Annotated in this window: 6 protein-coding genes and 3 rRNA genes; 1 reads left to right on the plus strand and 8 read right to left on the minus strand. The window is 48.2% G+C overall.

Going from position 1 to position 13,993, the window contains the following annotated elements; genetic code table 11:
- Nucleotides 1-216 precede the first annotated feature (216 nt).
- The 6 genes from QF041_RS20640 to gyrA form a co-directional block, all read right to left on the minus strand.
- The gene (locus QF041_RS20640) at nt 217-657 is read right to left on the minus strand and encodes a hypothetical protein (protein ID WP_221825878.1); all 441 of its coding nucleotides are present in this window, start codon (nt 655-657) and stop codon (nt 217-219) included.
- Nucleotides 658-869: 212 nt separating this feature from the next.
- Nucleotides 870-986: ribosomal RNA gene (gene rrf / locus QF041_RS20645) — 5S ribosomal RNA — on the minus strand.
- A 78-nt stretch (nt 987-1,064) separates the two neighbouring features.
- Nucleotides 1,065-3,992, minus strand: a 23S ribosomal RNA gene (locus QF041_RS20650).
- A 307-nt stretch (nt 3,993-4,299) separates the two neighbouring features.
- Nucleotides 4,300-5,852, minus strand: a 16S ribosomal RNA gene (locus QF041_RS20655).
- The 16S, 23S and 5S rRNA genes sit together here, the layout of an rRNA operon.
- A 458-nt stretch (nt 5,853-6,310) precedes the next feature.
- The gene (locus QF041_RS20660) at nt 6,311-7,429 is read right to left on the minus strand and encodes an HD-GYP domain-containing protein (RefSeq protein WP_307415477.1); all 1,119 of its coding nucleotides are present in this window, start codon (nt 7,427-7,429) and stop codon (nt 6,311-6,313) included.
- Nucleotides 7,430-7,651: 222 nt separating this feature from the next.
- Entirely contained in the window at nt 7,652-10,216 is a 2,565-nt protein-coding gene (gene gyrA / locus QF041_RS20665; protein ID WP_307415478.1) for a DNA gyrase subunit A, read from the minus strand.
- A gap of 426 nt (nt 10,217-10,642) precedes the next feature.
- Between gyrA and QF041_RS20670 the strand changes: the two genes are divergently transcribed.
- Nucleotides 10,643-11,590: a YheC/YheD family protein gene (locus tag QF041_RS20670; protein ID WP_307415479.1), complete on the plus strand. Its 948-nt coding sequence runs from the start codon at nt 10,643-10,645 to the stop codon at nt 11,588-11,590.
- Nucleotides 11,591-11,683: 93 nt separating this feature from the next.
- Here QF041_RS20670 and gyrB read toward each other — a convergent pair whose 3' ends face one another.
- Nucleotides 11,684-13,594, minus strand: a complete 1,911-nt coding sequence (gene gyrB, locus QF041_RS20675; RefSeq protein WP_076216622.1) for a DNA topoisomerase (ATP-hydrolyzing) subunit B — start codon at nt 13,592-13,594, stop codon at nt 11,684-11,686.
- A 144-nt stretch (nt 13,595-13,738) separates the two neighbouring features.
- Nucleotides 13,739-13,987, minus strand: coding sequence for an extracellular matrix regulator RemB (gene remB, locus QF041_RS20680; protein ID WP_017691405.1), 249 nt, complete (start codon nt 13,985-13,987; stop codon nt 13,739-13,741).
- Nucleotides 13,988-13,993: the final 6 nt, after the last annotated feature.

Below are 13,993 nucleotides of genomic sequence, written 5' to 3' on the forward strand. Positions count from 1 at the left end.
GCACCCATACCACCTATACATGTACAAAAGAAACTACTCCATCCCTTCTGTACCTTTATGACCTCTGATCCACCATACGTCATAGGTTCTCCCATCATTACTAAAGCCTACTTCGCTAAATAACAAAAAGCCCCCGATCAAGTACACGGGAGCTTTACTATATTATAAGGAACATCACAACGTTAATTAATCATATACAACCTTACCCGCAACAGCTCAATCGTCTTCAGCCAATGATTTAACTGTCGCTTGAGTAGCATCATTTCTAGGAACCATTAGTGTAAAGGAACCATCATGTACTGCTAAATGCACAGTATGTCCTTCCTTTGCAAATACACGCAAGGTACTGGATTCATTGGATGTACCCTTGGCTTGCCTCTCTGTCCAACCCCAGCTTTTAATCTCGTCTAGATATACCTCAGGCAAGCTAGTACTTTCACTAATACCAGACAGCGTATATCGAACATAATCCATATCCGAATTATTTTCAGACTGGTCAGATTTATTCGCTACTTTAGGTACCGGAAAACTCTTCTCGTTCACCGCACCTTCATATGAAGTCCATACAGATCCTGAAGCTTCACCGCATCCTGCCAGAACAACGGTCAAACAAAGCAACAGAAATGATTGTAGTCCAAGTCTCCGCCAACTTAACACACACACCCTCCTTTTCACAGCTGCACATTCCAGCTCTGTGGTCAGGTACTTTTAGCATATTTAACATAGTCCTATTATACTGGTTTTGCCGCTGTTATCCGTAACAAAAATGTTACCTTCCAGTATCGATCATGTCAGAGCTTCCGATTATCATATTTAATCCTTATAAACAAATAAAAACCACCACCGAATAACATCGGCAGTGGTTCTTCGCTTGGCGGCGTCCTACTCTCCCAGGACCCTGCGGTCCAAGTACCATCGGCGCTAGAGGGCTTAACGGTCGTGTTCGGGATGGGTACGTGTGGAACCCCTCCGCCATCGCCACCAAACGCAACGCTTAGCTTATATTCAGAGATCGTTCTCTGAAAACTAGATTCGAAACGAAACATGCGAATTACAACTTGCTATTGGATAAGCCCTCGACCGATTAGTACTGGTCAGCTCCATGCATTGCTGCACTTCCACCCCCAGCCTATCTACCTCGTCGTCTTCAAGGGGTCTTACATACTGGGAAATCTCATCTTGAGGGGGGCTTCACGCTTAGATGCTTTCAGCGTTTATCCCGTCCGTACATAGCTACCCAGCGGTGCTCCTGGCGGAACAACTGGTACACCAGCGGTACGTCCATCCCGGTCCTCTCGTACTAAGGACAGCTCCTCTCAAATTTCCTACGCCCACGACAGATAGGGACCGAACTGTCTCACGACGTTCTGAACCCAGCTCGCGTACCGCTTTAATGGGCGAACAGCCCAACCCTTGGGACCTACTTCAGCCCCAGGATGCGATGAGCCGACATCGAGGTGCCAAACCTCCCCGTCGATGTGGACTCTTGGGGGAGATAAGCCTGTTATCCCCAGGGTAGCTTTTATCCGTTGAGCGATGGCCCTTCCATGCGGTACCACCGGATCACTAAGCCCGACTTTCGTCCCTGCTCGACTTGTAGGTCTCGCAGTCAAGCTCCCTTATGCCTTTGCACTCTTCGAATGATTTCCAACCATTCTGAGGGAACCTTTGGGCGCCTCCGTTACTCTTTAGGAGGCGACCGCCCCAGTCAAACTGCCCACCTGACACTGTCCCCGCACCGGATTACGGTACCAAGTTAGAACCTAGATACGATCAGGGTGGTATCCCAACGTTGCCTCCATGCAAGCTGGCGCTCACACTTCAAAGGCTCCCACCTATCCTGTACAGATCGTACCCAAATTCAATATCAAGCTGCAGTAAAGCTCCATGGGGTCTTTCCGTCTTGTCGCGGGTAACCTGCATCTTCACAGGTATTAAAATTTCACCGGATCTCTCGTTGAGACAGCGCCCAAGTCGTTACGCCATTCGTGCGGGTCAGAATTTACCTGACAAGGAATTTCGCTACCTTAGGACCGTTATAGTTACGGCCGCCGTTTACTGGGGCTTCGGTTCACAGCTTCGGGATTACTCCCTAACCACTCCCCTTAACCTTCCAGCACCGGGCAGGCGTCAGCCCGTATACTTCGCCTTACGGCTTCGCACAGACCTGTGTTTTTGCTAAACAGTCGCTTGGGCCTTTTCACTGCGGCCCCCTCGTGCTATTCACACTACCGGGGCACCCCTTCTCCCGAAGTTACGGGGTCATTTTGCCGAGTTCCTTAACGAGAGTTCTTCCGCGCGCCTTAGAATACTCTTCTCGCCTACCTGTGTCGGTTTGCGGTACGGGCACCATCACCTGGCTAGAGGCTTTTCTTGGCAGTGTGAGATCATGACCTTCGCTACTATAATTTTCGCTCCCCATCACAGCTCAGCCTTACAATGTGCGGATTTGCCTACACATCAGCCTCACTGCTTAGACGGACATCCATCAGTCCGCGTCACTACCCTACTGCGTCCCCCCATTGCTCATAACGGCTTACGGTGGTACAGGAATTTCGACCTGTTGTCCTTCGACTACGCCTTTCGGCCTCGCCTTAGGTCCCGACTTACCCTGAGCGGACGAGCCTTCCTCAGGAACCCTTAGGCTTTCGGCGGATCAGATTCTCACTGATCTTTTCGTTACTCATACCGGCATTCTCACTTGTATAATGTCCAGCGCTCCTTACGGTACACCTTCAACCCTTATACAACGCTCCCCTACCCCTGATGCAAAGCATCAAGCCATAGCTTCGGTGGTGTGTTTAGCCCCGTTACATTTTCGGCGCAGAGTCACTCGACCAGTGAGCTATTACGCACTCTTTCAATGGTGGCTGCTTCTAAGCCAACATCCTGGTTGTCTGTGCAACTCCACATCCTTTCCCACTTAACACACACTTGGGGACCTTAGCTGATGGTCTGGGCTGTTTCCCTTTTGACAATGGATCTTAGCACTCACTGTCTGACTCCCGGAAGTAAGTCTATGGCATTCGGAGTTTGACTGAGCTTGGTAACCCTTGCGGGCCCCGCACCCAATCAGTGCTCTACCTCCACGACTCTGTTTTCCGAGGCTAGCCCTAAAGCTATTTCGGGGAGAACCAGCTATCTCCGAGTTCGATTGGAATTTCTCCGCTACCCCCACCTCATCCCCGCATTTTTCAACATGCGTGGGTTCGGGCCTCCAGTGCGTGTTACCGCACCTTCACCCTGGACAGGGGTAGATCACCCGGTTTCGGGTCTACGTCCACGTACTATATCGCCCTATTCAGACTCGCTTTCGCTGCGGCTCCGGCTCTTCACCTTAACCTTGCACGGGAACGTAACTCGCCGGTTCATTCTACAAAAGGCACGCCATCACCCCTAAAACGGGCTCTGACTTTTTGTAAGCACACGGTTTCAGGTTCTATTTCACTCCCCTTCCGGGGTGCTTTTCACCTTTCCCTCACGGTACTGCTTCACTATCGGTCGCTAGGAAGTATTTAGCCTTGGCAGATGGTCCTGCCGGATTCATACGGGGTTTCACGTGCCCCGCACTACTCGGGATCCGTCTCGGAGGGAACAGACTTTCAACTACAGGGCTTTTACCTTCTTTGGCGGGCCTTTCCAGACCTCTTCGCTTAACCGGTTCCTTTGTAACTCCATGTGAGACGTCCCACAACCCCAAAGAGCAAGCTCTTTGGTTTGGGCTTCTCCGCGTTCGCTCGCCGCTACTGACGGAATCACTATTGTTTTCTCTTCCTCAGGGTACTTAGATGTTTCAGTTCCCCTGGTATGCCTCTGCACAACCTATGTATTCAGTTGTGAGTAACTGGAAATTACCCCAGCTGGGTTTCCCCATTCGGACACCCCCGGATCAAAGCTTGCTTACAGCTCCCCGAGGCAGTTTCGTTGTTCGCCACGTCCTTCATCGGCTCCTAGCGCCTAGGCATCCTCCGTGTGCTCTTAGTAGCTTAACCTCGTGCTCCGGTTTCGACTGCTCGCTTCCCTTGTTTTGCTTGCGCAAAGCCAAAAGTCGCTCCCATTCGATACCATCGTACGTGCAATCTACCTTATAAAAACACTTCACTTGTTTACACAAGTTCAGCTTAAAGGAATGTTCTAATTCGCGTTTGTTTCGTTTCGATATCTAGTTTTCAAAGAACAAGCTCCATGCAAAAGCAAGCTGTTTGAGAGTTTAAGCTCTCAAAACTGAGCAACGAGTGAGTGTTTTGCAGCTAAGCTGCATATTTGAATGTTTCCGTTGCAGGAAACGATTCTCCATAGAAAGGAGGTGATCCAGCCGCACCTTCCGATACGGCTACCTTGTTACGACTTCACCCCAATCATCTATCCCACCTTCGGCGGCTGGCTCCTTGCGGTTACCCCACCGACTTCGGGTGTTATAAACTCTCGTGGTGTGACGGGCGGTGTGTACAAGACCCGGGAACGTATTCACCGCGGCATGCTGATCCGCGATTACTAGCAATTCCGACTTCATGCAGGCGAGTTGCAGCCTGCAATCCGAACTGAGACCGGCTTTGTTGGGATTGGCTCCATCTCGCGATTTCGCAGCCCGTTGTACCGGCCATTGTAGTACGTGTGTAGCCCAGGTCATAAGGGGCATGATGATTTGACGTCATCCCCACCTTCCTCCGGTTTGTCACCGGCAGTCTATCTAGAGTGCCCACCCGAAGTGCTGGCAACTAAATATAAGGGTTGCGCTCGTTGCGGGACTTAACCCAACATCTCACGACACGAGCTGACGACAACCATGCACCACCTGTCTCCTCTGTCCCGAAGGAAAGGTACATCTCTGTACCGGTCAGAGGGATGTCAAGACCTGGTAAGGTTCTTCGCGTTGCTTCGAATTAAACCACATACTCCACTGCTTGTGCGGGTCCCCGTCAATTCCTTTGAGTTTCAGTCTTGCGACCGTACTCCCCAGGCGGAGTGCTTAATGTGTTAACTTCGGCACCAAGGGTATCGAAACCCCTAACACCTAGCACTCATCGTTTACGGCGTGGACTACCAGGGTATCTAATCCTGTTTGCTCCCCACGCTTTCGCGCCTCAGCGTCAGTTACAGCCCAGAGAGTCGCCTTCGCCACTGGTGTTCCTCCACATATCTACGCATTTCACCGCTACACGTGGAATTCCACTCTCCTCTTCTGCACTCAAGTCACCCAGTTTCCAGTGCGATCCGGGGTTGAGCCCCGGGATTAAACACCAGACTTAAATGACCGCCTGCGCGCGCTTTACGCCCAATAATTCCGGACAACGCTTGCCCCCTACGTATTACCGCGGCTGCTGGCACGTAGTTAGCCGGGGCTTTCTTCTCAGGTACCGTCACCTTGAGAGCAGTTACTCTCCCAAGCGTTCTTCCCTGGCAACAGAGCTTTACGATCCGAAAACCTTCATCACTCACGCGGCATTGCTCCGTCAGGCTTTCGCCCATTGCGGAAGATTCCCTACTGCTGCCTCCCGTAGGAGTCTGGGCCGTGTCTCAGTCCCAGTGTGGCCGATCACCCTCTCAGGTCGGCTACGCATCGTCGCCTTGGTGAGCCGTTACCTCACCAACTAGCTAATGCGCCGCAGGCCCATCCCCAAGTGACAGATTGCTCCGTCTTTCCAGTTCTCTTCAGGCGAAGAAAACAATTATTTGGTATTAGCTACCGTTTCCGGTAGTTGTCCCAAACTTGAGGGCAGGTTGCCTACGTGTTACTCACCCGTCCGCCGCTAACCATCCGAGAAGCAAGCTTCTCATCAAGTCCGCTCGACTTGCATGTATTAGGCATGCCGCCAGCGTTCGTCCTGAGCCAGGATCAAACTCTCCAATAAAGTATTGAAAAGAGCGATAAGCTCATTTTGAATCTGACGAGATTAAAAATCTCATTTGTGCTCCAGTTGATTCAAGCCAAGACTTGTTTCAAACTTTCGCGTTTCATTCTGCAAGCAGAATGTTTACTCACTCGTTGTTCAGTTTTCAAAGATCAAACTTGTTTTTGTTACCGATTGTCGTCCTCTTCAGCAACTTTTATATCTTATCACATCCGAACCAACTTTGCAAGCTCTTTTTTTAAGTTTCTTTCGAAGCTTATTTCATTTGCTTGCCGCACCGTGAAAACCGTGTTTTCTTGGCCGGACTTAGAATATACCATGTACAGATTTTGAATGCAAGTCTTTTTTTGAGTAATTATATAATCTTTCTGTTTTTCCTACACTTCCACATTTATCTCACGTAAAAAGCCTCTCTATAAAAGAAAGGCCCTCTCATCAAGTTACTTTAATATCTATTGTTATCCGATAACCTCTTGGATGTGAAGCTGCCGTTGCTGCATCAGGTTAATGATGGTTCCTTCTACTGAGACCATAGGCCGTGTAGGATGATCCCGATCAGAGAATACGATCTCTCCAATTTGGTTATTGCTGAGTTTTACTCGGATGCCATTATGGATCTGGGTCGACCGTTGAACAAATACTCTTACAATTGCAGGATCCAATTTCCCAAAGGCCTCACTTTGGATCTGTTCTAGGACTAGGTATGGTGATTGTGCCTTGCGGTAGATCTTCTCCAGCGTCATGGCGTGGAAAATATCAGCGATAGCTACAATCTTGGCATAAATATGAATCTGCGTCCCACTAAGCTGCAACGGGTAGCCTGATCCATCCACTTTTTCATGATGCTGCAAAGCTGCAAGTCTGGCTCCCTCATTAATGGCCTTTGCCTGTTTAAGGATCTGATAACCATATTTCGTATGCTGACGAATCTCTTCCTGCTCTGCAGCCGTCAACGTGGATGGTTTATGGAGAATCTGCGGATCTACCTTGTTGTTACCAATATCATGGAACAAGCCTGCAAAAGCAACTTGCATCCAATCCTTGGAGGGGAGATCAATCCATTGAGCCAGTTGATAGGATGTGATCGCACTCAGTACGGCATGATGATATACATAATCATGTTCTTGCATTACTCGTGGACTGAAGGTAAGCACATTATATTGTTTGAGATGTGCAAACACAGCCTCCAACTGTGTACGTAACTCATAGACCGGTAATTCAGCCGCCAGAGAGGACAGGAAAGCATTTTTGGTTAGTCCAACCATCTTCTCATACTCATCCTGCAAAGACGTTACTACAGGAGCTGTGGTGACGTTCACTGTCTTCCCAGCCCGTTCAACATTGTTGTCATTGGTAGAACTTCCTGCGGACACAGATGCACCTTTGGTTCCTGTACTACTCGACGCCATTCTTTCTTGTTCAATATCTACCTGTTGAATCATAAAGGCTCTGAGCACTTCCATATCCTTGGGTAAAATGACTTTTCCCTTCTGGAGCAGAACGTTGCCGCGAAGTGTTTGCACATCACTCCCAAGTTTGAGTCCTGGTTTGACTTCTGACAGGGTGATTAATCCCATGTGTATTCCCCTCACTCATCGTTCTTCTATGTTAATACAAACAAGACCATAGTCCCGGTTTTTCATGATATTTCCCATTATATTACTCAGGAATCAGGCTGTACATCCCAGATTCGGAAGAATAAAAGAGGAGATTCCTTTATACAAACAAAAAGGCTCCCCGTGGGAGCCCTCGCAATCTTCTTCCAATCTCCAAGAGATCAGTCTTTATAAAATTCTATTTTATGCTTCCGAACCGGAATCGTCGTCGCCCTCAACTTCATTAACCTCAGCGTCAGAAACGGTGCCTTCTTCCAAGCTTACTACCGGAGCTTGGGACTCCTCGCCTTCCAAGCCTTCAAGCGACTCATCGTCTGGTTCCTCTTCATTTTTGTCAATTCGGCTGACTGTGGCTACTGAATCCTCGTCACGAATATGAATCAGCTTCACACCCTGCGTGTATCGACCCATAGTGGATATGCCTTCCATGCTCATCCGGATCAACGTACCGCTGGACGTGATAATCATCAGATCCTCTTCGGTTTTAACCATTTTGAGGCTGACTACTGAGCCGTTCTTCTCTGTGACATTAATAGTCTTGATCCCTTTACCGCCACGAGTCTGCATCCGATAATCACTGACAGGTGTACGTTTACCGTAACCTTTGGCTGTAACGATCAGAACATCAAGCTCTTTATCAACTACATCCATGCCGATAACAGCATCCTGTGCATCCAATGTAATCCCCTTAACTCCGGTTGCACTACGTCCCATGGAACGTACGTTACCTTCGGAGAAGCGAATAGACATTCCGTGAGCTGTACCCATGATGATCTCTTGCTGTCCATCGGTCAGCTTAACATCGATCAGAACGTCATCATCACGTAAGGAAATACCGATCAAGCCGCCTTTGCGAATATTGGTATAATCCTCAAGTGGCGTCTTCTTCACAACCCCTTGGCGGGTAGCAAAGAACAAGTATCTGTCACTTTCGAATTCCTGAACCGGAATTACGGCATTGACCGATTCGCCCTGCTCAATCTGGATCAGGTTGATAATCGGCGTTCCCCGTGCGGTACGTCCAAGCTCTGGAATCTCGTAAGCTTTGAGACGATACACTTTACCTTTGTCAGTGAAGAACATGAGGTAATTGTGGGAGTTGGTCACGAACAGATGCTCAACAAAGTCGGTATCTTTCGTATCCATACCCACGACCCCACGTCCACCACGTTTCTGGCTGCGGTATGTGGATACCGGCAGACGTTTCACGTAGCCTGTATGGGTAATCGTAATGATAACCTCTTCACGTGGAATCAGGTCCTCATCCAGAATACTCTCTTCACCTACAGTGATCTCTGTACGACGATCATCGCTGAAACGGTCGCGGATCTCTTGCAGCTCTGTACTGATAATCTCAAGCACCAGATGCTCATTGGCCAGAATTTCGCGATACTCTCTGATTTTGACCATTAGTTCGTTATATTCATTTTCAATACGTTCGCGTTCCAGACCTGTGAGGCGTTGCAAACGCATATCGAGAATAGCTTGAGCCTGATCATGGCTGAGTGAGAAACGCTCAATCAAACCTTCTCTGGCTGCATCCGCATTACTGGATGAACGAATCAATGTAATGATTTCGTCGATATGATCCAGCGCAATACGCAAGCCCTCTAGAATGTGTGCACGAGCTTCAGCCTTTTTCAGTTCAAACTGCGTACGTCTGCGAATAACCTCAATCTGATGCTGCAGGTAGTGATACAACACTTCACGCAAGTTCAGAATTTTAGGTTCTTTATTAACAATCGCAAGCATGTTAATCCCGAAAGTGGATTGCATGGATGTATGTTTGTACAGGTTGTTCAGGACAACCCCCGGATTCACGTCTCTGCGAAGCTCAATTACAACTCGCATACCATTACGGTCAGACTCATCACGAAGGTCAGTAATACCATCAATCTTTTTATCACGTACCAACTCGGCGATTTTCTCAACGAGTCTCGCCTTGTTTACCTGATAAGGCAGCTCCGTAACGATAATTCGCGCCTTGTTGTTATTCTCTTCGATGTTGGTTTTGGCCCGCATCGTTACTGAACCACGTCCGGTCTGATACGCCTGGCGAATGCCTGAGCGGCCCAAAATGTAGCCGGACGTAGGGAAGTCTGGTCCTTGAATGTAATCCATGAGCTCCATGGATGTAATGTCCGGGTTTTGAATCATGGCCTGTACACCATCAATGACCTCGCCCAGATTATGAGGAGGAATATTGGTGGCCATACCAACCGCGATCCCGCCGACCCCATTGACAAGCAAGTTAGGAAAACGAGCAGGCAGAACGATTGGCTCATGTTCTTCACCGTCATAGTTCGGCTGGAAGTCAATCGTATCCTTGTTGATATCTCTGAGCATTTCCATAGCAATCTTGGACAAACGTGCTTCGGTGTAACGCATGGCTGCTGCCATATCACCATCGACCGATCCAAAGTTACCATGTCCATCTACATGCATATAACGCAGGGAGAAATCCTGTGCCATCCGTACCATCGTCTCGTAAACAGCAGAGTCACCGTGTGGGTGATACTTACCGATAACTTCGCCGACGATTCTGGCTGATTTTTTATGTGGTTTATCGGGTGTCATGCCGAGCTCTGACATCGCGTACAGAATACGCCGGTGAACCGGCTTCAATCCATCACGCACGTCAGGTAAGGCACGGCTAACGATGATGCTCATCGCATAATCCATAAACGATTCACGCATCTCGACGCCTATATCCCGATCTGTAATCTGAGAGTTCATTTCTTCCGCCATGCTGGACCTCCTTCTTGTCCTTCAACAAACGTTCCATTCCGTCATGCAAAAAAGTTGATTATATGTGAAAAGCCTAACAAGGCTAAAACCGCGCAAGAACGCTACTCTTTATTATATTACTTTCACAAAAGTTACACAATTAAACGTCCGCTGGGCAATAGCCTTTCTTCCGGGAACTTCCGCGTGTCTGGGGATACGCCCTGCCTTCCTCCCCAATTGCACATACAATGCTAGAAAAACGGCATATGTACTGTGCCTACCGAGGCTAAAGCCATTCCCGTCCTACGATCAAACTGCAAATTGTGCAGCTCATCGCACAAAACGCCATATTTCTCTATTATACCACTGAAATCGTCTCTTGTCCTTTGATTTCTCCGTGTCTGTCCCTCTTTAGAACTGAACAAAACATGAAAGGACTGATGAATCTTGGGTATCCAACGCGTCTCCAGCAAATGGGCCAAAACAGCTGTGTTACAACGCAGTCGCATTGTGAATGAATATATCCCAGTGACCCGAAAATATAGCCGTCAAACTCTGGAACGAATGACTGAGTTATTTGAGTCCAACTATATCAAACCGGACCGTGGTACTTACGGTAATGGCGTTATGCGAGTAAAAACAACCCGTTTATACGAACCTGTCGTTCATTCCGAAGATTCCACCACAGATGCGGAGGTTCCGGAAGAACCTACTGATCGGAACCTGCCTGATGAACCCGAAGCAAGTGCTGTTATCTCCAGAGATACCTATCTCACAACAACATATCAACTCCAATACGGTACAGAGGAGAGATCATTTCATTCCCTGGACGAACTCGAACGAGCACTGAATGATCGCATTCAGGAACGTGATTATATCATTCAACAGGGAATATCGCTGATGAAGCATGGAGATTTGCCTTTTGACTTGCGTGTGTTAACTCAGAAAAATCTGCAACACAACTGGGAAACAACAGGTATTCTGGGACGTGTTGCTGCCCAGGGCAAAATCATCACCAACATTCATGGCGGTGGGCGATTGGCCACGTTTGAAGAACTCGTACTCCCCCATCTTCACCAGGATGGCTTCAAAAAACTTCGCACTGAGCTGTACCGCTTAGGTATTCATACCGCTGTGCAATTGCAAACATCATTTCCAAGACTCAAAGAGATTGGTATTGATATTGCGCTAGACGAAGAAGGGCGTCCCTGGATTCTTGAAGTCAACACACTGCCAGGCATTTATGCCTTTGGCTTATTACCGGACAAGGAGGCGTACCGGAAGATCAAGCGTTATGCGATTGCGTACGGTCGTTTGCCCTCCAAAAAGGCTAAGAGCTCCCGTCCATCCCCTAAAGCACAGGCTTCGTCTGCCAAAAAACGTGTACGCAGATAACAAAGGAATACGGAAGTCTAAGTATACGCCTTACCTGTTCCATACTTTCCCTAATATAAAAAAGGCGCCCTCTCAGGCGCCTCTTCGAATATGTTAAATGTCGAGGTTTTTCACGTATTTTGCATTTTCCTGGATAAAGTCACGACGCGGTTCAACATTATCCCCCATCAGGGTGTCAAACATGGTATCAGCAAGTATGGCATCATTGATCGATACTTGCATCATGGTCCGGCTCTCCGGATCCATCGTCGTTTCCCACAATTGTCCGGCATTCATCTCGCCAAGACCTTTGTAACGCTGAACGTTGAATTTCGCATTTTCGCCGAGCGTTGCAATAATTTCATCGCGCTCTTTCTCGGAACCAGCATAACGAATCACTTTGTTACGCTCAATCTTGAACAATGGCGGTTGTGCAATATATACATAACCTGCCTCAATGATTTTGCGCATGTACCGATACAGGAATGTCAGCAATAGTGTTCGGATATGAGCACCATCAACGTCGGCATCGGTCATCAAAATGATTTTGTGATAGCGTGCTTTGGCAATATCGAAGTCATCACCAATACCCGTACCCATTGCCGTAATAATTGCTCTAATCTCCGCATTACCCAAGATCCGGTCGAGACGAGCTTTTTCCACGTTCAAAATCTTACCACGCAGTGGCAAAATCGCTTGGAAATGACGATCCCGACCTTGCTTTGCTGATCCGCCTGCAGAGTCACCTTCGACGATGTACAATTCGCTGATTGAAGCATCCTTGGATGAACAGTCTGCCAGTTTACCTGGAAGTGAGCTTACTTCGAGTGCACCTTTACGACGTGTCAGTTCACGGGCTTTACGGGCAGCTTCACGCGCACGTGCTGCTTGCAGCCCTTTTTCCAAAATGCGACGGGATACGGAAGGATTCTCTTCCAGGAACTCCTGAAGTTTCTCGGCAAACAAGGATTCTACAATCCCACGCACTTCGCTGTTGCCCAGCTTGGTCTTTGTCTGTCCTTCAAATTGCGGTTCCGGAATCTTGACTGAAATAATAGCTGTCAAGCCTTCACGCACGTCATCCCCGGAAAGGTTCCCCGTGCTGTCCTTGATTACTCCCGCCTTACGGGCGTAGTCATTGATAATCCGCGTAAGGGCACTCTTGAAACCTGATTCATGCGTTCCGCCCTCATGCGTGTTGATATTGTTCGCGAAGGAATAGATATTCTCGGTGTAGTTGTCATTGTATTGCAAGGCAACTTCCACCTGGATGTTATCTCTGGAACCTTCAACGTAAATTGGATTTTCATGCAGTACTTCGCGCTTCTGATTGAGGAAGGAGACGTATTCGATAATGCCGCCTTCGTACAGGAATGAATTGGTTGCACCTGTACGCTCATCTGTCAGTGTAAGACCAATACCCTTGTTCAGGAACGCCAGCTCACGAATACGGGCCAGCAAGATGTCATATTCATAAACTCTTGTTTCCGTGAAAATTTCAGGGTCCGGATGGAATCTAACCGTTGTTCCTGTTTCGTCGGTTGTACCGATCACTTTCAGGTCGTACTGTGGAGCTCCACGGCGATATTCCTGTTGATAGATATGTCCCTCACGTTTAACCGTTACAACCACTTTTTCAGAGAGTGCATTCACAACGGACACACCAACACCATGCAAACCACCGGATACTTTATATCCGCCGCCGCCAAATTTCCCCCCTGCATGGAGGACAGTCATAACTACCTCAAGTGCAGGACGTTTCATTTTGGTATGTTCGCCGACAGGAATACCCCGTCCGTTATCGACTACAGTCACACTATTGTCTTCATGGATACTGACCTCAATGTGGTCGCAGTAACCTGCAAGCGCTTCGTCAATACTGTTGTCCACTACTTCCCAGACCAGATGATGCAGGCCCTTGGAACTGGTGGAACCGATATACATGCCCGGACGCTTCCGTACGGCTTCCAATCCTTCAAGGACCTGAATTTCATTCGCATCATATGACGGTTGATTCATAGACATGCCTTTCACCTACTTCTATAGATTCAATATCGTAAATATGCGTTAACTAATAATGTTTGCTGAAATAGGCAACGTCCTTCATTTCAGCAGCTATTCAAATTTAAAGACAAGCAGCAAAAGAGACATCTTTTATGCCACACAACGCTAGAGATCCGGAAAAATGTGAGCCCGCTTTTTCAGCGTAGCTGAGGAAATAGGCGAGTAGTACACAATGTTTTTGGTCACCACAATGGACTTGGCTTCCTCTTCGCCGATGTGTTCCACTGTTTTTTCCTGCTCGGCATGCGTGACATACTGCTTGGAGATCTTTGAGGATTTTTCAATCGATATATCAAAAATAGCGACCAATTCGGAAGAACGGATGATCTTCTCACCGCCCAGATGAATGTACATAAGCCC

It is taken from the genome of Paenibacillus sp. W2I17, assembly GCF_030815985.1.
Classification (GTDB): domain Bacteria; phylum Bacillota; class Bacilli; order Paenibacillales; family Paenibacillaceae; genus Paenibacillus.